Genomic DNA, 21238 nt, shown 5'->3' with positions numbered 1-21238 from the left:
TAGCTCAAAGAATTTCTCCTCATGGTTTGTCTAGCAACTACCATTGTAAAGAATTCTTTGGGTTTTTTGTTTTTCAATTATCGTTCGAATTAATTATAGAATCTGCCATTTACTAAAATAAAACTTTATTGCTCAATTATTCAGTAAAAGATATTTCTGCCACTTTAATTCTTCCTAAAATCTGGGGCTTTTTGCTGCTCTTTATTTCTTCTTTTTTCTCGGTTCAAATTCTGGTTTAAAGCCAATATATTGACGCTTGCGGTAAACCTGTTTTGCTAATTTACCAGAAACTTCGTATGGTCGGCCATATCGACTCTTAGCTTGAAAGTGGATGGTTTTGCCTGCTAATAAATCAGCAGTTTCTTGCTCTGTAAAGCGGTGACCTGAGAATTCATTGCTAAAGGAGACCTCGCTCCCCTGCCAAATGCCGGTTGCCTTTTCCTTTTTGGGAACGCTCTTTTTGGCCTTTGCTTGCGGCTTTCCTAAGACTGCTTCTAGCTGGTTAGCGTTATTCATCATCACGGGAATGTCATGATTCACGGTTTTAACGATTGAGTCCAGTGCCTGGTCGGCGTTCATTTCAAATTTGCCAACTTGATCAAAAATATCAAAGACCCGCTTGGTAGTCTTGGGGTTGGCTAACCAAGTGTTTTGGGCCAGAATGGCAACGGCCTGTCCGTCTGTTGTGAGGTCAATTTTAGCCTTTTTATCAATAATATAGGCATTTTTACCACTCGATAGTTCACCGTAGGTACTTGTCCGCGTGGCCCCTGTGCCAATCTCATTCTTTTCCAGAAAGGTCTTGAGCCACTGCCAGGTTGGCGTTGTTGGCTTTGGGCTCTGCCCCTCATGAACAAAGAGGTCCGCTGTTTGCCCCAGGGCTTTTTGCTTGGAGTCGTCCTCATCTTGGTCTTGATTTTGATCCTGGTAGACGGCCTTCCATCCCAACGAAAGTGGGTTATTCAGGGTCGTTTTAAAATCAGGGTACTCAACGATAGATCCTTTAATTTGCTGGTAATGATAGTCTTCGGCCAACATCGCTAAAAAGTTTTTCGCTAATGTTTGATAGATCCGCTTAGCAGATGGACCGTATGATTGTAGTGCTGCTAGACTTGCGGGAACCTTTGTTCCGGGCCGGTTCGCCCCGTGGGCACCCTCTTCCTTGACATGTTTTTTACGAGGATTCCTATGAGTAAGTAAACTTACGTCGGCACCCACTACTTGCGCAATTTGGTTGACTAACGGCAGCATATCTTGGAATTGCTCGGGGGTAATCGTCTTATCTTCAGTTCGTGGATAAGACACGATTTGCACTTCGTATAGTTTTTGGTAGGTGGCGAGGACTTCCTTGGCCTTGTACCCCTCTTTGGCTAAAATGGCCGAGAGCGATGACAAGTCTAGCAACTTTGGTGGCTTAGTACTTTTTTTAGTCACTGAATCTTGCTGAACCTGTCCTGATTTTGCAAAGGATTCCGCGGCTTTTAGGGCCTCAGGGCTGGGATAGCGGAAAGAAACCACTTCCTGTTTTGAATCAACTACTCGAGCATAAACATTTCCCTGGTCATCTCGAAAGCGATACTCAAAATAAGGGACCTTTTGGTAGTTTTTAATGGCTTGAAGTTGTTGGTAAATTTTCAGCAGCATTGCTGATTTTAACCGCCCTTGCCGTGATACAAGTGAGTAGCCCTGCTTTTTGGTTAATGTCGTTGCCGCCCGGGTTAGCTGCATCGAGGCAAAATCCCACTTGTTGCGGGTTAGCCCCTTTTGATAGGCCCCGTGCCGGTCCTTACTTTCAATGGCGGTCAATTGAGTGAGTGCCTTGATCAAACTTTTTGGACTTTCATCTGCAAAATTGGCCCGAAAAACTTGCCCCTGCCACTTGATGGCATCAATGGCCTCCCAGGCTAACAGGTCGCCCTCCCCTGACGGATCAGTATCGGTCGCAATGATGAGTCCATCGACATTTTTGGCCTTGCTTTTGAGGTCGTCAATCAAGCTCTTGGTACTTTCTGATTTTTTACTGTGGGGGTTCCAGGAGCGAATGTAAGTTCGTTTCCAAGATAGGTCCTGCAAGTCCCATGGCAAATCAGCTAATTTCCATGACTTATATTTTGTTTTTAAATCAGCCGGGACTTGGTCTTCCGGTTCCCTTAAAGTCATGACATGGCCACGTAGGTTTGTTAACTCATAATCATAGTGGGCAACGTGACCAGTTGCCCCGCCCAGTGCCTTTTCAAAATTACGGCGAGCGCTTGGCTTCTCGGTGATAATTAAATACTTTGTCAAGCGTCAACCTCCTTTGTATTACGTCTAACGTTGTAAATCTTTACTAATGAGAAAAACGACGTAGTGGTTGCTACATTGTTTTGTAGTCAAAAGTCGCTTGAATAGTGACTATTTTCCCTTGTTTTCCTAATCAACATTATAGCATGAGTACTGGTACGAACCGGTTAACGCTCTTGCTGACTTTGTCCGATTAATGATCGAACATGCCGTAATTAGGAGTAATGGACCCTTTACGAGACACATTGGTTGAATCGATTATCAACGACCTAAAAAAAGTTTTGTCAAAACTTTCCACTGTGAAAAATGGCAATCAACGGTATCGAAATGTTTGTTGTGTAGCAGGTATTCCTTTGCTTTCAATACTAAGGGTGAACTATTTTGTTCTGTTAACAAATCAAGCGGGACAAATAAGGATCCAAGGGAATCTTGACCGGGAAATTGCAGTGGCGTTTTTGTTAATCCACCACTGACTCTTTCAACCTCATAAAAGACTGCAATATGCTGGTTCATATTGAAATCTAAATACTGCCATGGGTAAATAAAACTTGTCGTTCCGATTTGTTTGGCCTTTTTAACCGTTAAATCAGTCTCCTCTTTGACTTCGCGGACTAGTGCATGCTCAAGTGGCTCACCCGATTCAAGACTGCCACCTGGTAAATCATAGCGGTTCAAATAGGGACCCGCATTCTTCTTAATAACAACTAAACCGCGGTGTTCTTCATAAAGAATGGCATAGACGCCAAAGAAACGGTGATAATGTTCCATACTGATTTTCCCCTTTGTGATTAATAAAAAGCCCACAGGATTTTCAACCATGCACCGATTACGCACGCGGACATGACTCAGAATTCTTTGGGCTTTTTAGCAAATGTTCAACGTGTTTCTGTTTAGCACCCTTTTTGATCAAAGATAATGCTATAGAGCGATTGAACAAACATTCCACCGGCCATGACATACATAGCCAACATATTCTGCATGTGCATGAGTAAATAAAAAGTATAAATCCAAACACAGGCCATGACAAAGTGAAAAATACGATTACGTGTCATTGCTACTTCCTTCTCTGGCGGTTACTGATTGGCCGCCTAAATTAAGCTTAGCACACTTGTTAGAAAAAACGACCCGGGTCTTGTATACTAAGAGACAAATAGAAGGAGGAAGTATCATGTCAACAGAAGAAAAGCCTGTTTACCAGGATTACTTTTTTAACGAAACAGCTTATGACTATCATGATGGCGGCTATGTACCTTTAGAGGTTTACGATGCACCCCGAGTACCACTAACAATTCCGAGCATTTTAAAGCCCGACCGGGAAACGGATACAGATGTCTGGCTGACAGTCCATGCCCAACCGGGCGAAACACAAATTTTACCCGGTGCTAAAACCAAAACCTGGGGCTACAACCAGAGTTTATTGGGGCAAACTATTGTTTTTCGAAGCGGTAAGACCTATCACGTTACGCTAAAGAATAGTTTACCTGAATTAACGACTTTCCACTGGCACGGCTTGGATGTGCCCGGTCCCTTTATTGATGGTGGTTGCCACGCACCAATTTATCCCGGTGAGGAAAAAGAGATTACCTTTACCGTCAACCAACCAGCCGCAACAACTTGGTTGCATGCCCATCCTTGTCCATTAACCGGTTGGGACGTCTGGCATGGTTTGGCCGCAATGGTCTACGTCGAAGATGACCACGAAGACAGCTTGGCCTTGCCACACAACTATGGTGTTGATGATTTGCCAATCGTTCTTCAAGACCGACGTTTTCATGAAGACAATCAATGGAACTATGATGCCGATTATGATCCCGATGGGACCGCTGGACCAACAGCCCTCATCAACGGGACTGTCAACCCAAGCTTTGATGTGACAACCCAGAAGTTGCGTCTACGGTTTTTGGATGGTTCGAACCGGCGGGAATGGCGCCTGCACCTTTCAGATGGTTTGGTGATGACCCAAATTGCTTCCGATGGTGGCCTCCTACCAGAGCCAGTACAGATGACGAAGTGCATGTTAACCTGTGCCGAGCGAGCAGAGTTTATCATTGACTTTAGTGATTACAAGGCCGGTGACCAGGTAACGCTGTACTCGGATGATACGCCAATTCTGATTTTTAACATCAAGGATTTTGTAGCTGACGAAACAACCTTACCAGACAAATTAGCGGAAATCAGCTACCCAGACGTTGATCCAAACGCGCTAGTTCATCAAGTTGTCTTGGCTGGAACGGATGAGGAAATCACCATTAACGGTTTGAAGTTTGGGATGATGCGCATCGATGACCGCCAAGAAATCGGCAAGACCGAATACTGGGACATTACGAATACTAACGATTGCTGCGGGGGGATGCTTCACCCCTACCACATGCATGGTGGCTCCTTCCAGATTGTTTCCCGCAACGGCGAAGCCCCTTACCCAAATGAACTCGGGTACAAGGATACTGTGGCCGTGAATCCCGGGGAAACCGTTCGGATTAAGATGAAGTTCAACTTCGCCGGTGTCTTTATGTACCACTGTCACATTATTGAGCACGAGGATGGTGGCATGATGGCGCAGATGCAGGTTTATACGCCAGAGGAGCCGGAAAAGAAGTATGACTTAATGGCCATGGATACTTTAATGAACGCCCTGGCAGAAGAGCGCGGTTGCACCGTCGAAGATTTACAGATTAAAAGCCTGGATTCATACAAAAAGATGGGCATGGATATGTGTTAAAAGTTGCCCTATCATAATGCATAAAGGGCCTCAGCGTGTATGTACGCTGAGGCCTTTTTATAGTATATTGAAAGTCATTCGTTGATTCAATCAGTCCTGATTTAGCCTTTCACAACGCGGCGCATCAACGCATCAAACCATCGTGCCGGCAAGATGATGCGCAAAAAGACCAACGGTTTGGCTGCAAAACCAAGCAAATAACGAGCCCGAGGCTTCTTTTGGTTAACAATCTTCACCAAGGTCTTCGCAATTAGGGTTGGCTGTGATAGTAACTGCCCTTGATACTGCTGTTTCATGCCATTGGCTGTTTGGCGAGCAGCTACTTCATATGGACCACCGATCGATGAAGAGGCCAGATGGTCGGCGGCAATCAGACCCCAATCCGTTTTAATCAAACCGGGTTCAACTAAGACAACGTCAATTCCAAATGGTTTGAGTTCCATTCGTAATGAGTCACTAAAGCCCTCTAAAGCAAACTTGGTGGCATGGTACCATGCTCCAAAGTAGCTGGCCATTCGTCCAGCCATTGACGAAACATTGATAATCCGTCCGAACTGTTGCTGGCGCATTGTTGGCAAAGCTAATTTGATTAACTGGGCTAAACCAAATAAATTAACATCGAACTGACGTTTGGCCTCCTCGAGAGCCACATCTTCAACGGCACCATAGGAACCGTAGCCCGCATTGTTAATTAGCACGTCAATGTGGCCTTGGTCGGCTAAGATGGTTGCGACTGCTTGTTGGCAGGATTTTTCATCAGTTAAATCGAGTTTAAGGGGATGGACCCCCACTTTTTCTAGGGCAGCGAGTTTCTCGACTCGACGGCCAGCACCATAAACGATGTGCCCTTGTTCTGCTAATAATTGGCTAGTTTGATAACCGATGCCGCTAGTGGCGCCGGTGACAAGAATTACTTTGGGCATTCATTTATCTTTCTTTAATTAGTTGGGTCATCTGCCTGATAGCAGCCTTTCCCTCTGGAATCGGAATTTCGGGAAAATCATGGTACATTTCTGGGTAAATGGTCGTGTGCACGTCCCAGCCTTCATCGTCAGCAATTTCCTGAAACTTCACGGCATCAGGATGCAAGACATCATAGGTTCCCGTAATCACGTTAATAGCCGGCATATTGGCAAAATCAGCATAGAGTGGGCTAATCAATGGATCGTCCAAATCAAGTCCACCCTGGTAGCCGGCAGCCATAAGATCTAAAACAGCGATTTCTAACATCGGGTCGAAAGGTTGCACTGCCCTCATTTCGTGGTTAGTATCGCTGATATCAAACCACGGTGAAATCAAAATCAGCTGCTTTGGTAAGGCAAGTTTTGCATCGCGTAGTTGCTGTAAAAGTGACAGCGCCAGGCCGGCACCGGCCGAATCACCCATTAACACAATTTGATTGGCACCAATTTGTTCCTTTTCCAGTGTTTCCAGGAAAGCATCCTTGGTCCATTGAATGGTTTCTTGTGCCTGGTGCTGGGGCGCCTTTGGATAAATTGGCATGATAATTCGGTGTTGTGTTTGGTCGGCCAACTTTTTCAGCAAACGGTAATGCATGATTGAAGGTTGGTCCCAATAGCCCCCACCGTGGAGGTAAAAAATCAGCTGTCGGTCGTCTACGTACTTCGGGCTGATTTCCAAAACATCATTACGCCCATTATATTCTGTCGCCCCAAACAGTAACCGATACAAAAAAGACAAGCGATAAGGCTTTTGGCTAGCGATAGCCGCTCGTTGATAGGCCCTCTCGCTTGTTAAATCAGGCAGAACATGGAGAGCTTGCAAAATGTACTTCGTCAGACGTCCGGTCATGCTTACTTGTCTTTTTTCAGCCATTTAAATTTCTCCAGTCGCAAAACACATTGCCACCACTCGGGCAATCAGAAACATCGCAGAATATAGTCCTATTATAGCGGTTAAACGAAGGATGACTCAAATAAAAATCCCCGACAGGACGTCGAGGATCAAATTTAATTTATTATCTAATAAGCTAGCTACTTTAACTCAAATTTAACGTCAAGCCACTGATTTTACTTTGACAGACCTGCTGAAATCTTGTCCAAGTTCCACTTCATCATGCCATAGTAAGTATCGCCGGGCTTGCCTTCCTTGGCTAATGAATCGGTATAAATTTTGGCGTAAATTGGCAAACCAGTTTCCTTAGAAACCTTGTCCATTGACTTTGGTGATACAGAACTTTCAACAAAGAGAACGGGTACCTTGGTTGCACGAATCTTTTCCAAAACAGTCTTCATCTGTTCTGGTGTTCCTTGTGACTCGGTGTTAATTTCCCAAATAAAGGCTGGTGTGATGCCATAGGCTGCCGAGAAGTACTTAAAGGCACCTTCGGAAGTCACCAAAAGTTTCTTATCAGCTAGGATATTGTTAAACTTCGTCTTGGCGCTCTGGTCTAACTTCGTTAACTTTTCAATGTACGCAGCAGCGTTCTTTTGGTAAGTACTCTTATTCTTTGGATCCTTTTCAATCAAAACCTTTTCAATGTTTTGCACATACTTAATCCCGTTTTGGATATCTAACCAAGCATGGGGATCCATTTCGTTTTCTTTACCGGCATCCGTCAAATGCTTAGCGGCAACCCCATCTGAAACAGCAAAGACTTGTTCGTTGGCCTTCTTACCCGCATTTTGGTACATCTTCTTAAACCAACCAGAGCCACCATTTTCCAGGTTCAAACCATTGTGGAACAAAACATCGGCTTCCTGTGTTGCCTTCACGTCTTGTGGCCGTGGTTCGTACTCATGGGGATCAGTTCCGCGGGGAACAATCGTATGCAACTTGACTTTGTTGCCGGCAACCTCTTCAACCATGTTACCAATAATCGAGTTCGTTGCCACCACCTGTAACTTACCGCTTCGACTAGTTTTACCCGTCTGACTTTCATTGACAAAGTAAAAGACACCCGCTAGCAACGCCAGTGCGGCCAGCCCAATAATCGTTAATCGCTTAATCATATTCAATTTTCCTCAATTCTAAATGCGTTTATGACGCTTTTATCATCTTCTTTCGCTACAAATTTTAGTTCGCTGCTCGTTTTTTAATTAAAATGCCCTGCTTTGGCGAAAAGAGAAAGGCCAATAAGAAGAACACTGCGGCAGTTAATACAATCGCTGGACCGGAAGCCCAGTTAAAAGTAAAGCTGAAGTAAAGTCCAATGACCGATGCAAAAACCGAAAAGGTCGCTGCAATCATGATCATGGAGGACATCTTATTTGTTAATAGGTAAGCGGTTGCGGCCGGTGTAATCAACATGGCCACAATCAAAATAATGCCAACTGTTTGCAGTGCAGTCACGGTTACTAAGGTTAAAATCAGCATCAAACCGTAGTGTAAAACCTGTGTCTTTAAACCATAGGCCCGGGCAAAGGTATTATCAAAGGACGTAATCAATAGCTCCTTGTAAAAGAGCACGACGAACAAGACAACCACCACCAACACAATTGCTGTGGTAATCAGATCTTGGTCAGAAACGGCCAAAACATTTCCAAAGAGGATATGGTGCAAATTAGTGGTTGATTCCGCCATGGAAATCAAGATAAAACCGAGTGCGAAGAAGGAAGAGAAAACAATACCAATGGCGGTATCATTTTTTAATTTCGACTTCATCGTCACAAAGCCAATCAACATCGCGGCCAACAGACCAAAAATCGAGGCCCCAATTAACAGATTAATCCCAAGCATGTAGGCAACCGCTACCCCTGGCAGTACTGCGTGCGAAATGGCATCACCCATTAGAGACATCCCACGCAAAATAATAAAGGAACCAACAATTCCTGACATGACACCGACTAAAATGGCGGTAATCAGAGCTGTCTGCAAGAAGTTATACTTCGTTAAACCATCAAGAAAAAGCGTAATACTATTCATGTGCGGCCTCCCCTTCATCAAAAAGAATGTTTGATAGGTCGCCACTAAAAGCGGTGGTAATATTCTTTTTTGTAAACACATCCTGGGTCTGGCCTTGGGCCACAACCCCATGGTTAATAATAACGAGGTCGTCAAAGTAAGTCGTGACCTTGTTCAAATCATGGTTCACAACGATGATTGTTTTGCCAGCAGCCCGCCATTTTTTCAAAATGGCCATGATGTCGGCTTCTGATTTCATATCGATTCCAACAAATGGTTCATCCAAAATAATGACATCGGCATCCTGAACAATTGCTCGAGCCACAAAGACCCGTTGCAGCTGACCACCGGATAATTCGCTGATTTGTCGCTGACTAAATTCAGCTAGTTTAACATCAGTCAAGGCTGCTAAAGCGGCCTCTTCTTCTTTTTTACCCGGGACTTTAAAGAGACCGAGGTTTGGATAGGTCCCAGTTAAAACCGTATCTAAGACGTTAATTGGAAACGTCAGATCAAGCGCTGCCCGTTGTTCAACGTAAGCAATACGCTTAAGTTGCTTTGCAATCGGTTGGTCTGCCAAAGTGGCCGTTCCGGACTGCTTGCTGGTCAACCCTAAAAGCCCTTTAATCATCGTCGACTTACCAGCGCCGTTGAGGCCAATAATCCCGGTGATTTTTCCAGGTTCAAATTGGATTGACAGGTTCGTGAAGACGGGGGCGCTATCATAGGCGACCGTCATATCGCGGACTTTGATCATAATCTTTTGCTCTCCTAATGCTAGTTAGCATATATTCGAGTATTGATTTTAAAATATTCTGTTTTCAGCCTAAACTTTTCGCACGCAAAAAAGGCGCGTTTAAAATCTACAGTCGAAGTAGTGCGTCGTAACATTTACGTTTTTATTTTTTGAAATTGATGGACTATCAACTGGCTGCTTCTTGGCTGACACAGCTAGTTGATAATCCCCAACTACTTTTCTAGAATATCATGGTTATTTAGAACAATCAAACAGAAAAAAAATTCATATATTTAAATTAATTTATAAATTTAAAACGCTTTTATGCCGTTTTTTAGCATAAAAGCGTCGATTATCAAACGAATATTAAAATTAAATGACTGAGGTTTTTTGCCCTAATATTTTCATCGAACCTAAATAATCAGCAACGGAACATTCCAAATTGCTCGTCAACAGGTGGAAGTCTCTGCCCATATTGTGAGCAATTTTTTTAGTGTCAATAAAGCCATTTTTTAAATAAAAATGATAGCGGGCTTCACGTTGCTGCTGATTATCAGCATCCTCAAGCGTACTTTCAGATTCGAGGATAATCCCCTTTGGATAGCGTTCTTTGAAAGCCGATAGTGTTTTGCCACCAATCCCCTGTCCACGAATTGATTGATCAACAGCCAAATACAGGACAAAGGCTTTCTCCTTTAAATCCACGAAATAAGCAATCCCAACATTTTGTTCACCATCAACAAGCACCGTCATTTTGATTTGACCATGATCGGCGGCCTTTTGCTTTAACTCTTGAAGAGCAATTCGTTCACTTGATGGAAATGCCTCATGGTAAATTGTTTCCCAATAATCGCGATTGGTCTGGTCGAGCGAGATAAATTGCATGTTTTCTCCTTTGTTTTTAGCATTATAATAAGTCCACTTATCATAATAAAACTTATTTGAAAGCGTTAATTAGAATTAGAATAGCATGGATGATTGTTCTCGTCAAACGCATCTAAAAAACCACTCCCCTTGAAATTTTGGGAGTGGCTGAATGAAGATTCGTTCATCAATAGACGAAATGCAAAGCACGATTAACGCAACACCGGTTGATTATTCACATCGAGTAATTCAAATGGCTTCCGATCATAGATATCCATTTCGTATGGCAAGTAATATCGTCGCCCATCGATTGTCACACTGGAACCATGAAAGAGTTGCTTATACAATGTTGGCTGCCGGTACAAAATCAGCGGTCGCTTGGCTTTGGTTTCATCACGATTGATAATAACCTCAACCTTCTGGTTAGCCGCAAAATGTTTCTCCAAGACATAGTGGCCATTGATCGGCGTCAATTGCTGACCAGTACTAAGCGAGACACTTTGACCGGGTTCAGGGCGGATATCGACCTTTAAAACATTCACTGTCTCTGGTACGGGTAAAGAAAAGCGTAGTTCTGCTGGCGCTTTAACTGGTTGCAGAATAGCAAGACGAATCTGGTATTCCATGTTGCCATAGGCAATTCCGGGCATACTTTTGGCCGCTGAGAGTGTCAGTCCTAAGAAAAAGATACTCGTGACCGGCAGAACCAAAAGCTTTGTCCAATTAATGCTGGGTTTTGGTCGGACAATTTGTAAAGCAGGTAAGCGCTGGACGCCCCCCACCATACCAATCAGAGTTACTACTGGGTAGAGCATGGGCAAAAAGTAGCGTGGTTCAACTTCCCAAATAAAAGTATGAAAGATCGTCAAACCGATGGCTGCAATCCCCACTAGGTAGGAAAAGGCTCTTTGGGCTGATGTAATTGGTTGGTCACCATAAGGTTGCCAAACTTTAATTAATAGTTGGCCACCCGCTAGTAAGACGGTAGTCGTGGCAATGATGGCAAAAAAGGCTACCAGCATCATTTGGTGGTGAAGATAAAAGCCTGGCGCCTTGGCATAACCACTGGCATAACGGCCAAAGCCAAAGAGCGGTGTTCCAAGCAAAGTCTGCGACTTATCCAAGGCTAATTTGAACCAACCACCAAGACCAAGCATTTGTAGTCGGTCCTTGATGGAGTCCGTAGTTAGATAGGTTTTCTTTTCGAGCTTGCGCTCAATATCAAGGCTTTCATCATCGAAATCATAAGCCCCCTTACCACTCGATCCAAGCGGGTTTAACCCCATATTAATCCAATGAGTTGCCGGTAAAGCAATCTTTTTCTGTGCACTTTGACTGTAGCCGTTTGAGTTGGCAATTGACTTTGTTGCCACTGTTGCTGTGACGACCCCAAAAGCTAGCGAAAAAGCAATGACTACCACCCGCCATTTTTCGGGCATTTTTAAGAAAAAAGTCATGAAAATCAAAACTGCCACCGCCGGCAGTAAGATGACCATATTTGGCTTAATGGCGTATAGCAAGCCATACACAACCATCATGGCCACATTGGCCCCCACTACTACCAGCCTTCTCTGACTAGTGATCCCAACAGCTACCAAATAAAAGACAATTGTGGTACAAGCAATCGCCCAAGTATCGGTATAGGTCACCATATTAGGGTAAAGGTACATCACTGGGTAAAAGAGCAGAATAACGGCAGTTAAGGCAATTGCCTTAATATTTTTGCTTAAGCGCCAGCTCGTCAACAAGGTAAAAACCGTCACCATCGCTAATAGAAAAAAGTTCATCAACCGTAAGGCCAATTGTATGGATAAACCAATCGACTGGGCAAAGGCCATGACTTTACTAATTAAAACAGTAAAGAAAACGAGGTTTGGATAGATATAAAAGTACTCCTGGCCGCCATCAAAATTACTATGCCAATTCTGATTGCCATGGAGGAGTTCGGTTGCCTTAATTTGAACGTTCAACGGGTCTGAAACATCATTGATTTGAAAATGAAGGGCAACGTAAAGCAATAATAAGAGGTTGAGTCCGGTACAAATCATCGTAACGGCCAGCAAAAATGCCGGTTTTTTTACAAAAGCAAGACGCGTAATTGCTGAATAGCCGGCCATCAAGGCTGGAATCAACAGCAAAATAGCAATCAGATTTTCAAGGTGCTGGTTCAATGCCTGATTTAAAAGTAACAATACGATAAAAGCAGAAAAAGCAATTTGAAAGCTACGCTTAATAAACATCCATTTTCCTCAAATTCTCGCCTCTTTAAAAAGCGGAGTTCTTAACTAAATTATAGCATTTTTCTGCTAGTCAACTGCTGACAGACTTAAATTCTGTTCTTTTAAATTTTCTTAAATTAGTTCTTAGTTCTGACTGCCCAATTGTTACTATGTTAAGATAATACTAATGAGCACGTATTAAACAGCGACGTTCTGACATCGCCTAGTGACTTAGTACATATTAGAGAGGCTGAATCATGAAAAAGAATGAAAAAGTACAGGCAAACAATGCGCTCTGGTGCCTGGTTGACCACCGCGAATACGATTTGATCGATGGTAATTTTATCCATGAACTGGATCCATATATCGCAACACTGATTCAAAAAGACTACCCAAAGGTAGCCAACAATAGCTTTATTTGTAGTGAACACCTTGTGCGTTACCGGCTCCAAAAAATGGATAAGATGATTAGCGAGGATTCACACAAAAATCGGCAAATTAACGAGCGGATGACACGGTTAATGTCCAAGGACAGTTATCGCGTAATTGATGTTGAAAAACAATTGGAAACAACGTTGACGTTTGGTCAAAAAGTAGCCGATGCTGTTGCTCGCTTTGGTGGTTCATGGCCCTTTGTGATTACCTTTATTGGCATCATTATTGTCTGGATTTTTATTAATTCCGTTCACCTCTTTGGCCTTCACTTCGATCCATTTCCATTCATCCTTTTAAACCTCTTCTTGAGTATCATCGCTGCCATCCAGGCACCCCTAATCATGATGAGCCAGAACCGGTCAAGTACTTATGACCGAATGGAATCAAAAAACGATTACCACGTTAACCTGAAATCCGAAGAAGAAATCAGAATTCTCCACTCAAAAATTGATCACCTCATCCAGCAAGATCAACCGAATAATATGCAGATTCAAAAAATGCAAATGGAGATGCTGGCGTCAATCAATAACCAGCTAACAGAGGCCCGCAAACAACAAAAAGACGAAAAATTATAAGTTAACTTATCAAAAAGAGACTCACTTAACGATTATTAAGTGAGTCTCTTTTTTAATTAGTGAAAAAACTTTTGAAGCGCTGAATTGCTTTCGTCAGATCTTGTTCTGATTTGGCATAAGACAAGCGCAAGTATCCGGGCATCCCAAAGCCCTCGCCAGATGGTACGGCCATGAGTTGCTCCTTCAATAGTGCCATGGAAACTTCATTTGTATTTTGGTAACCATGTTCTTTCATAAAATCAGGGTCGACTTTAAAGAAAATATAAAACGAGCCTTCGGGTTTAAAGGGAATACTAATATTTGGAATATTCAGCATTGCCATATACATATAGTTCAAGCGATTTTCAAATGTCGCCTTCATCTTTGCCACACTGTCTTGGGGACCGTTCAGGGCCTCGATAGTAGCGTACTGAGCAGCGACGGTCGGATTTGAAGTCAGATGTCCCAAAATTTTATTCATTGCTTGAATAATTTCACTATCCGCCAGAGCCCAACCAATCCGCCAGCCGGTCATGGCATAGGCCTTGGAAACACCATTAATCACAATCACTTGGCTATTCTTGAGATCCGCTAGTTCGAGAACTGAATGGAATTGTGTCTGGCCGTAAACGAGTTTCCCATAAATTTCATCCACCAGCAGGTAGACGTCATGTTCTTTCGTCCAGTCAACGATTGCCTGAAGTTCATCAATGGTGTAAACCGCCCCACTTGGATTATTGGGTGTATTTAAAATTAACAATTTTGGTGTTTGATCTAATTGCTCTAACTGTTCAATCGTAATCTTAAAATCAGAATCCTCTGTTTGCACCACTTGCATGCTACCACCGGCCAGTTTTACCTGTTCCGAATAACTAACCCAGAACAGTGCCGGGGTCACAACTGAATCACCAGGGTTAATTAAAACCTGCATTAAAGTAAACAGCGCTAATTTTGCACCCGTTGTCACGGCAATTTGATCAGCGGCAACGGTCACATCGTAATCTTCTTTTACCCGATTGGCAATCGCCTTTTTTAACTCATTTAAGCCACTAGTGGCCGTATAAAAATCAGTCTGATGACTGTTAATCGCCTGAATGGCCGCTTCACTAATATTATCGGGCGTCTGGAAATCCGGCTCCCCCTGGCTGAGGTTAACAACATCCTCTCCAGCTGCGAGCATCTCTTTAGCGGTTTTTCCCATCGCTAATGTCGGTGATGCGGCGATTTCATTGACACGATTGGCTAACATTTTTTCTCCTTCTTACTGCTGTTGATACAGCATTCTAATTCTTTTGGCCATCATACGACTGGGGGTCACTAAATGCCACAAGCGCGCATGATAGATTTCGTCGATGGCATTGGCTTGGATTCGTAATTGTTCCCAGGCGGCTTCCAATGAAACTTGTCGAAACTGCAAGGCTTTTTTAACGGGCCACTGGGCTAACACGCCTAAATCAGCAGCAATCACTGGGTAGCCACCGTGAGTCGCGCGATCGGCAAGTAAAATAATTAATTTCCCATCACGAGAAACTTGGATGCCACCGTTCAAATTAGCTCCTGACAGCAAATTTTCTGATTTAAACGAGAGCTCCGGGCCCTCAATTCGGTAACCCATTCGGTTAATATGCTGACCAAGCTGGTAGGGCGTCGTTACAAATTTATGCCATTCGTTTTGATCAAACCACTCCTGCTCTGGTCCAGGGACAACATCAAGACAGTCTTGCTGAAGAAAACTCGAGGGAATATCGATTTTCGTTTTAGTTAACCGGCTATCAATCTGCTCGATTTGTTGATAATCGGCAATACAAATTCGATCACCCTTGGCTAACTGACGACCATGAAAACCGCCTAAATTAACGGAAATACTTGTGGACTGTGAACCTAAAATGCTTGGGACCTGGACACCACCAGCGACAGCTAGGTAGGCAAATCGCCCCTCCAGTAAGTGGCGAAAATTCAAAATGTCTCCTTTTTGAACATAGACGGGACGGTCTTGCATAATTTCTTCACCATTCAACGTTGGCTCTACTCGGGCACCGGTAATTGCCACCACCGTTGGGGCGGTGAATTCTACCACACCACCAGTTATCGCAAATTCCACACTAGCTTTATTTTCACTCGGATGGTTACCAACAAGGGCATTCCCATATTCGTAAGCATAGGCGTCCATCGCACCAGAGTTTAAAAAACCTTCGCCCTGGTGACCAATCCGTCCTTTATCTTGGACAGTTGCTAAAATACCGGGATCAACCATGATCATTTTATTCATTGGTCTTCTCCTTTGAAAAATAATCGTTTACACTCACATTTTTTAGTTGGCGAAATTTTTGCTCGTCGATTGGTAAAAACTTGATGGCGTCGCCTGCATGAAAGATAACCGTGGGCTGCTGTGAATCAAACATCTTTAAAGGGGTTTGCCCAATAATTTGCCAGCCACCCGGTGAAGTCACCGGGTAATAGCCAGTCTGTTCGCCACCGATGGCAATCGATCCGGCAGGTATTTCTAACCTGGGTGTTGCTTTGCGGGCCGTGTGCAACCGTAGATCAAGACCGCCCAAGAATGAAAAGCCAGGTAGAAAACCAAGCATATAGATTCGGTACTCACGATTGGCATGCAGGTCAATCACCTCATCAATTGATAGGTCGTGAATGCCAGCCACTTCCTTTAAATCAAGGCCAACTTTTTCGTTGTAGAGTACCGGAATTTCAAAAACTGATGTGGTGCGAACCGACTGATTTTGCGTCTTTAACATCAGCTCATGAGCTAAAATTTCCTTAAAATTGTCTAAGTCGATGACCAAGGGATCAAACATAAAACTAACTTCACGATAAGCCGGCACAATGTCCAAAATACCCGGAATATGCAGCGCTTCAATCCTTCTAGCGATGCTTAAGATACGTTCACTTACTTCTTCAGACATGACGTTAGGAAATTCCAAATTAATACAGGTATCGCCTGCCATTTTCATTTTGGGTTCCATACGGCCTCCTTTTAAAATGTTGTGATTAGCGTTTCAACACCGGAAAAAGTCATGAAAGCGACTACAATCCAACCAAGAACACTTAGCAAGATTGGATGCTTATAGGCTGCACCCATAATTTTTGTTTTGCTCGCACCAATCAAAAGAATACCCAAGGCGACTGGTAAAATCAGGCCATTAACGGCTCCCACAATCACGAGGATTTGAGCTGGCTTACCAATCAAATAGAAGAACAATGTTGACAGGACGATAAAGGCGAGCACCAAGATTGGCCGTGCTTTTTCGAATTTTTGATTACCAGCAGCATCATTTGAATAGTTCAGGAAAGAAACGGAAGTGAAGGTTGATCCCAGAATTGACGTCATACCGGCTGCAAACAGCAATAGGCCAAAAAACTTAAAGCCAAAATTACCGGCAGCAATTTTAAAGATATCGGCTGCGGGATTCAGAGCGTTCAACTTATGACCAGCCATGACAACTGCCAAGCCGGCTAGAAAGAGCATAATCCGGATAACAGATGCGATACCAATGCCCGTTAAGGCTCCTTCATTAACGTACTTCAACCCTTCTTTTCCACGAACACCACCCTCTAATAAGCGGTGGCCGCCAGAAAATGAAATATAACCCCCCAACTGTTCCACCAACAATCGTCACGATTGAATAAAAATCAATACTCGTTGGCGCAAAAGTGTGTGTTAAGGCGCTGCTAACGGGAACGGTTGTAACGGAGAGAATGTAAATCAAAATGGCAATTTTAACGACTGCTAGAACTTGAACCGTGTGATCCATCACAACAAGTGCGTTGCGAACCAAAAAAATAACGATGGCAAAAATGGCGGCCAACACAGCCCCATTTTCTGGCGAAATGCCAAACAGTACATTTAGTCCTAATCCGGCTCCGGCAACATTACCGATATTAAAGAAAAAGCCGCCGACAACAATTAAAAAGGTTAAAAAGTAGCCCAACCCTGGGAAAATCTCGTTGGCAATTTGCTGGGCATGCTTACCAGAAACGTTGATAATTCGCCAAATGTTCAGTTGAACGATAATATCAATGACAATCGTTGCCAAAATCGTAAAACCAAAATTTGGTCCCAGCTTACTAGTAAAGGTCGCCGTTTGAGTTAAAAATCCTGGGCCGACAGCAGCCATGGCCATCACGAAGGCCGCCCCCATTGCTACTGAACGGGCGCTGCGCTTTTGTGGCGCTGTTTCATTTACAATCGCTTTACTTTCCATATCAATGCTCCGTTTTATTTTTATAGTTGACTAGTAATCGAAATTTCCTCTTTAGTTAATGCTTCTCGAATCTGTTTAACCAAGGAAATAGCCACCTGATTATCGCCATGCACGCAAATCGAATCGATGGCTGTTGGCAAGACATCACCATTAATGGCGGTAATTGCTTGGTCTTGAATCATTTTGACTGCCCGTTTGGCAGCGATAGCTGGATCGGTAATAACGGCGTTTGGTTGGCTACGTGAAACGAGCGATCCATCTGCCTCATAATTCCGGTCGGCAAAGGCCTCTTGCGCAAATTTCATTCCAGCGGCTTTGGCTGATTTGATTAATTCACTGTTAGCTAAGCCGTAAATGACCGTTTGCTCATCAGCGGCTTTGATGCCAGCAACAACGGCATCAGCAACTTGGCGGTCCTTTGCTGCTAAATTATAGAGTGCGCCATGCGCTTTGACGTGATGGAGTCGGTGCCCCGGCACAAAAGCAGCTAAAGCGCCAACTTGATATTGCACCAACGCCTCAATTTCTGCTGGCGCCATCTCAATTTTTCGGCGACCAAACCCCTGAAGGTCATGGAAGCCTGGATGAGCCCCAATCGCTGTTTGATTTTGTAACGCCAAGGCCACCGTGTTTTTCATGACGGTTGGGTCACCGGCATGGAACCCGCAGGCAATATTGGCTGATGTGACCTGTTTTAGGACTTCTTCATCGAGGCCAATTTTATATTTTCCAAAACTCTCGCCCAAGTCCGAATTTAAATCAATTTGCATCGCTTTCTCCTTAGATGATTAATTCTCGGTTTGCTAAATCAGTAACTAGCATGTGGCCCGGAGCATGAGTAATCGCCAGATGTGGCATTGTGTTCATAACCACTGCCTGAGGCGTCACACCGCAGGCCCAGAAGACAGGAATTTCACCCTCTTTAATCGTGACGGCATCACCAAAATCTGGACTGTCTAAGTGCGTAATCCCAATTTCTTCTGGATGACCGATTTGAATTGGGGCCCCATGGACGCTTGGAACCCGGCTAGTTACCTGAACCGCCTTGGTCACCTGGCTGGCCGGAATTGGCCGCATACTAACCACCATATTGCCGGAAAACTGACCGGCACTCTCTAATGGAATATTCGTTTGCTACATTGGCACATTTACTTTTTCTTCGATATGCCGAATTTCAATTCCAGCTTCCAGTAGCAGGTCTTCGAATGAAAAACTGACAAAGTCATCTGACCAATACTTTTCAATTGATAGGGGCTCGTCGACTAAAACGCCATCCTGGTAAACCCGATACTTTGGAATATCTGTCGCGATATCCAGGTCCTGACCTAATCTTTTTAACCCGCGTTGCCCCAATTCACTCACTTCCAATATTGGAATCGGTTTTGGATTGCGCTGCGCTAACAATAAGAAATCATACGCGTCTTCTTTTGGTAAAATAATCAAGTTTGCCTGTGAAAAGCCCGGGCAGATGCCAGCGGTTGGGCTGACAAATTGATTATTGCGGACCAAATGACGAAATTCTGCTGGTGCCATTTAATTTTCTCCTTCCAGCTGACGGTCAAGCCAATTGATATCCGTTCGGCTATCTTCAGCAATAAAATCAGGATGATATAAGATTTTGCTTAACAAATCCAAATTCGTTTCAACGCCCAGGATAACGGTCTCATCAATGGCTACTCGTAGGCGTTTCAACGCATTTTCTCTTGAAAAATCAGTCGCAATGATTTTTAAAATCATGGCATCATAATTCGATGGTACCCGATAGCCTTGATAGATAGCCGTTTCAATGCGGATACCAAGACCGGCTGGTAGGTGCAAGCCGGTAATTTTTCCAGCGCTTTTAGCGAGAACTCTGGCCTCGATTGCTACTACGGGCTGTTCATGATGTTCAAGGGCTTGGATACTCGTCCCAAAGGCCAATGCCAACTGGGTACCAATCAAGTCAATCCCTGCCCTTTCCTCTGTCACGGCATGTTCCACCTGAATTCGAGTGTTCATTTCCATAAAGTAATAGCGACCAGGACCCTGATAAAGAAACTCAAAGGTACCGGCACCTCGGTAGTTCAATCTTTCTGTGGCCTTCAATGCCAGTGAAAACATTTCCTGACGTGTGCTCTCATCCAGATAAACGCTTGGTGCTTCCTCAATCATCTTTTGATGGCGGTGTTGAATGGTGCAATCGCGGTCGCCAATCACCAATCCGTGACCGTTGCCATCGCCTAGAACTTGAATCTCAATATGACGGGGCCGGTCAACAAATTTTTCCAAGTACATACGTTTGTCATTGGCGACGGCCATCACTTCCTGCTGAGCTAGTTGAAATTCACCAGTAAAACTTTCTGCTCGCTCAACCACCCGCATGCCTTTTCCGCCACCGCCGCCGACTGCTTTGAGCATCACCGGATAACCGATTTCTTCTGCCTGCTTCAGGCCCCGGGGTGCTTCGGTAAATGATTGATGGCTTCCAGCCACAATGGGGACGCCAATCTTAGCCATTTCCTGTCTCGCTGCTGATTTATTCCCCATCATGCGAATGGTTTTGGCCGTTGGTCCGATAAAAATAAAACCTTTTTCTTCGACAAGTTGCGCAAAATCAGCATTTTCTGATAACAAGCCATATCCGGGGGGAATGGCAGTACAGCCTGTAATTTCGGCTGCGGCTAAGATGGCATCCTGATTAAGATAACTTTCAGCAAGACTCGCTGGCCCCACTTTAACTGCCTCATCGGCCATGGCCACATGTAAGGCATCTTGATCAGGTTCCGCATAAACAGCAACCGTTTGCAGGCCCAATAATTGAGCCGCTCGAATAATGCGGACAGCAATTTCACCACGGTTGGCGATTAAAATTTTATTCTTTCTTTTTTGAATTTCCATCACGGCACAATCCTAAATAAATTTTGACCATATTCAATGGCGTCACCGTCAGCCACAAGGACTGCATCGATTCGGCCATTAACCCCGGCTGAGATTTCAGTCATCATTTTCATGCTCTCGATAATGGCAACAACCGTCTCTGGGGTCACCAGGTCACCAACCTGGACAAATTTGTCCGACTCTGGTGATGGCGCGGAATAAAAGGTCCCGACAAGAGAAGAAGAAATGAACTGCTCAGCTGATGCGTTCGTTTCGACACCCTTCGTTGGCTGACTAACGGTGGCCTGTTGCCCTGGTTCCTTGCTCAGTTCGATTTCATAATCCTTATTTTTAAAGTGAAGATGGGTTAGATTGTTCTCAATTAACAAACTAACAAATGAATTAATGTCTGTATTGTTCATCATTTCCCCCATCAATATCATAATAGTCTCATCATTATTTAACATATTAGGTTTAAAAAATGGATT

Annotated in this window: 20 protein-coding genes and 1 pseudogene; 2 read left to right on the top strand and 19 right to left on the bottom strand. The window is 43.9% G+C overall.

The genetic code is table 11. The features are described 5' to 3' along the window. Positions 1 to 201: 201 nt before the first annotated feature. The 3 genes from AABI20_RS06875 to AABI20_RS06865 all read right to left on the bottom strand — a co-directional run bounded on the left by AABI20_RS06875 (position 202) and on the right by AABI20_RS06865 (position 3335). Positions 202 to 2286 (bottom strand): DNA topoisomerase, encoded by a 2085-nt coding sequence (locus AABI20_RS06875; RefSeq protein WP_338347252.1) that lies wholly within the window; start codon positions 2284 to 2286, stop codon positions 202 to 204. A gap of 258 nt (positions 2287 to 2544) precedes the next feature. Next, a complete protein-coding gene (locus AABI20_RS06870; protein WP_338347251.1) occupies positions 2545 to 3051 on the bottom strand; it encodes an NUDIX hydrolase in 507 nt (168 codons plus the stop codon). A 122-nt stretch (positions 3052 to 3173) separates the two neighbouring features. Continuing rightward, positions 3174 to 3335, bottom strand: a complete 162-nt coding sequence (locus AABI20_RS06865) for a hypothetical protein (RefSeq protein ID WP_338347249.1) — start codon at positions 3333 to 3335, stop codon at positions 3174 to 3176. A 116-nt stretch (positions 3336 to 3451) separates the two neighbouring features. Here AABI20_RS06865 and AABI20_RS06860 point away from each other — a divergent pair, with 116 nt between their 5' ends. After that, positions 3452 to 5002, top strand: coding sequence for a multicopper oxidase family protein (locus AABI20_RS06860; RefSeq protein WP_338347247.1), 1551 nt, complete (start codon positions 3452 to 3454; stop codon positions 5000 to 5002). A 101-nt stretch (positions 5003 to 5103) separates the two neighbouring features. On the opposite strand, the gene AABI20_RS06855 is transcribed toward AABI20_RS06860, so the two are convergent. The 7 genes from AABI20_RS06855 to AABI20_RS06825 all read right to left on the bottom strand — a co-directional run bounded on the left by AABI20_RS06855 (position 5104) and on the right by AABI20_RS06825 (position 12706). Next, positions 5104 to 5925, bottom strand: a complete 822-nt coding sequence (locus AABI20_RS06855) for an oxidoreductase (RefSeq protein WP_338347244.1) — start codon at positions 5923 to 5925, stop codon at positions 5104 to 5106. 4 nt (positions 5926 to 5929) lie between these two features. Continuing rightward, positions 5930 to 6838, bottom strand: coding sequence for an alpha/beta hydrolase (locus AABI20_RS06850; protein WP_338347242.1), 909 nt, complete (start codon positions 6836 to 6838; stop codon positions 5930 to 5932). 194 nt (positions 6839 to 7032) lie between these two features. After that, the gene (locus AABI20_RS06845; RefSeq protein ID WP_338347261.1) at positions 7033 to 7971 is read right to left on the bottom strand and encodes a metal ABC transporter substrate-binding protein; all 939 of its coding nucleotides are present in this window, start codon (positions 7969 to 7971) and stop codon (positions 7033 to 7035) included. 67 nt (positions 7972 to 8038) lie between these two features. Beyond that, positions 8039 to 8887 (bottom strand): metal ABC transporter permease, encoded by an 849-nt coding sequence (locus tag AABI20_RS06840; RefSeq protein ID WP_338347240.1) that lies wholly within the window; start codon positions 8885 to 8887, stop codon positions 8039 to 8041. Next, positions 8880 to 9623, bottom strand: coding sequence for a metal ABC transporter ATP-binding protein (locus tag AABI20_RS06835; RefSeq protein ID WP_338347238.1), 744 nt, complete (start codon positions 9621 to 9623; stop codon positions 8880 to 8882). Before AABI20_RS06835 ends, AABI20_RS06840 begins: the two co-directional genes overlap by 8 nt. A 351-nt stretch (positions 9624 to 9974) precedes the next feature. Beyond that, positions 9975 to 10487: a GNAT family N-acetyltransferase gene (locus tag AABI20_RS06830; RefSeq protein ID WP_338347236.1), complete on the bottom strand. Its 513-nt coding sequence runs from the start codon at positions 10485 to 10487 to the stop codon at positions 9975 to 9977. A 191-nt stretch (positions 10488 to 10678) separates the two neighbouring features. Next, the gene (locus AABI20_RS06825) at positions 10679 to 12706 is read right to left on the bottom strand and encodes a glycosyltransferase family protein (protein WP_338347234.1); all 2028 of its coding nucleotides are present in this window, start codon (positions 12704 to 12706) and stop codon (positions 10679 to 10681) included. 236 nt (positions 12707 to 12942) lie between these two features. Here AABI20_RS06825 and AABI20_RS06820 point away from each other — a divergent pair, with 236 nt between their 5' ends. After that, positions 12943 to 13695: a DUF1003 domain-containing protein gene (locus tag AABI20_RS06820; RefSeq protein WP_338347232.1), complete on the top strand. Its 753-nt coding sequence runs from the start codon at positions 12943 to 12945 to the stop codon at positions 13693 to 13695. A gap of 52 nt (positions 13696 to 13747) precedes the next feature. Here AABI20_RS06820 and AABI20_RS06815 read toward each other — a convergent pair whose 3' ends face one another. From AABI20_RS06815 to AABI20_RS06775, 9 genes and pseudogenes are all read right to left on the bottom strand, one after another. Beyond that, the gene (locus AABI20_RS06815) at positions 13748 to 14923 is read right to left on the bottom strand and encodes a pyridoxal phosphate-dependent aminotransferase (protein WP_338347230.1); all 1176 of its coding nucleotides are present in this window, start codon (positions 14921 to 14923) and stop codon (positions 13748 to 13750) included. Positions 14924 to 14935: 12 nt separating this feature from the next. Further along, a complete protein-coding gene (locus tag AABI20_RS06810) occupies positions 14936 to 15943 on the bottom strand; it encodes a 5-oxoprolinase subunit C family protein (protein WP_338347228.1) in 1008 nt (335 codons plus the stop codon). Beyond that, on the bottom strand, positions 15936 to 16655 hold the full coding sequence (gene pxpB / locus AABI20_RS06805; protein ID WP_338347226.1) for a 5-oxoprolinase subunit PxpB: 720 nt from the start codon (positions 16653 to 16655) through the stop codon (positions 15936 to 15938). Before pxpB ends, AABI20_RS06810 begins: the two co-directional genes overlap by 8 nt. An 11-nt stretch (positions 16656 to 16666) precedes the next feature. Continuing rightward, positions 16667 to 17894 (bottom strand): annotated as a pseudogene (locus AABI20_RS06800) (NRAMP family divalent metal transporter). Positions 17895 to 17914: 20 nt separating this feature from the next. Next, positions 17915 to 18664 (bottom strand): LamB/YcsF family protein, encoded by a 750-nt coding sequence (locus AABI20_RS06795; protein ID WP_338347224.1) that lies wholly within the window; start codon positions 18662 to 18664, stop codon positions 17915 to 17917. Positions 18665 to 18674: 10 nt separating this feature from the next. After that, positions 18675 to 19019: a D-glutamate cyclase family protein gene (locus AABI20_RS06790; protein WP_338347259.1), complete on the bottom strand. Its 345-nt coding sequence runs from the start codon at positions 19017 to 19019 to the stop codon at positions 18675 to 18677. Between the two features lie 9 nt (positions 19020 to 19028). Further along, positions 19029 to 19427 carry a putative hydro-lyase gene (locus AABI20_RS06785; protein ID WP_338347222.1) on the bottom strand — a complete coding sequence of 133 codons (399 nt, stop codon included), beginning with the start codon at positions 19425 to 19427 and terminating at the stop codon, positions 19029 to 19031. After that, complete coding sequence (locus AABI20_RS06780; protein WP_338347221.1) at positions 19428 to 20771, bottom strand: acetyl-CoA carboxylase biotin carboxylase subunit; 1344 nt, start codon at positions 20769 to 20771, stop codon at positions 19428 to 19430. Then, on the bottom strand, positions 20771 to 21172 hold the full coding sequence (locus AABI20_RS06775) for an acetyl-CoA carboxylase biotin carboxyl carrier protein (RefSeq protein WP_338347219.1): 402 nt from the start codon (positions 21170 to 21172) through the stop codon (positions 20771 to 20773). The genes AABI20_RS06780 and AABI20_RS06775 overlap by 1 nt, the downstream gene beginning before the upstream one ends. Positions 21173 to 21238: the final 66 nt, after the last annotated feature.

It is taken from the genome of Fructobacillus cardui (genome assembly GCF_963580785.1).
Classification (GTDB): Bacteria; Bacillota; Bacilli; order Lactobacillales; family Lactobacillaceae; genus Fructobacillus; species Fructobacillus cardui.
Note: the sequence above shows the minus strand (reverse complement) of the source record. Positions and strands in the feature narration are given on the sequence as shown.

What these genes read in the sequence shown, in the direction of transcription:
- AABI20_RS06815 (WP_338347230.1), bottom strand. Translation starts at nt 14,923, where the DNA reads ATGTTAGCCAATCGTGTCAATGAAATCGCCGCATCACCGACATTAGCG.
- pxpB (WP_338347226.1), bottom strand. Translation starts at nt 16,655, where the DNA reads ATGGAACCCAAAATGAAAATGGCAGGCGATACCTGTATTAATTTGGAA.
- AABI20_RS06780 (WP_338347221.1), bottom strand. Translation starts at nt 20,771, where the DNA reads ATGGAAATTCAAAAAAGAAAGAATAAAATTTTAATCGCCAACCGTGGT.
- AABI20_RS06840 (WP_338347240.1), bottom strand. Translation starts at nt 8,887, where the DNA reads ATGAATAGTATTACGCTTTTTCTTGATGGTTTAACGAAGTATAACTTC.
- AABI20_RS06795 (WP_338347224.1), bottom strand. Translation starts at nt 18,664, where the DNA reads ATGCAAATTGATTTAAATTCGGACTTGGGCGAGAGTTTTGGAAAATAT.
- AABI20_RS06860 (WP_338347247.1), top strand. Translation starts at nt 3,452, where the DNA reads ATGTCAACAGAAGAAAAGCCTGTTTACCAGGATTACTTTTTTAACGAA.
- AABI20_RS06870 (WP_338347251.1), bottom strand. Translation starts at nt 3,051, where the DNA reads ATGGAACATTATCACCGTTTCTTTGGCGTCTATGCCATTCTTTATGAA.
- AABI20_RS06855 (WP_338347244.1), bottom strand. Translation starts at nt 5,925, where the DNA reads ATGCCCAAAGTAATTCTTGTCACCGGCGCCACTAGCGGCATCGGTTAT.
- AABI20_RS06850 (WP_338347242.1), bottom strand. Translation starts at nt 6,838, where the DNA reads ATGGCTGAAAAAAGACAAGTAAGCATGACCGGACGTCTGACGAAGTAC.
- AABI20_RS06835 (WP_338347238.1), bottom strand. Translation starts at nt 9,623, where the DNA reads ATGATCAAAGTCCGCGATATGACGGTCGCCTATGATAGCGCCCCCGTC.
- AABI20_RS06865 (WP_338347249.1), bottom strand. Translation starts at nt 3,335, where the DNA reads ATGACACGTAATCGTATTTTTCACTTTGTCATGGCCTGTGTTTGGATT.
- AABI20_RS06775 (WP_338347219.1), bottom strand. Translation starts at nt 21,172, where the DNA reads ATGAACAATACAGACATTAATTCATTTGTTAGTTTGTTAATTGAGAAC.
- AABI20_RS06820 (WP_338347232.1), top strand. Translation starts at nt 12,943, where the DNA reads ATGAAAAAGAATGAAAAAGTACAGGCAAACAATGCGCTCTGGTGCCTG.
- AABI20_RS06810 (WP_338347228.1), bottom strand. Translation starts at nt 15,943, where the DNA reads ATGAATAAAATGATCATGGTTGATCCCGGTATTTTAGCAACTGTCCAA.
- AABI20_RS06825 (WP_338347234.1), bottom strand. Translation starts at nt 12,706, where the DNA reads ATGTTTATTAAGCGTAGCTTTCAAATTGCTTTTTCTGCTTTTATCGTA.
- AABI20_RS06830 (WP_338347236.1), bottom strand. Translation starts at nt 10,487, where the DNA reads ATGCAATTTATCTCGCTCGACCAGACCAATCGCGATTATTGGGAAACA.
- AABI20_RS06785 (WP_338347222.1), bottom strand. Translation starts at nt 19,427, where the DNA reads ATGGCACCAGCAGAATTTCGTCATTTGGTCCGCAATAATCAATTTGTC.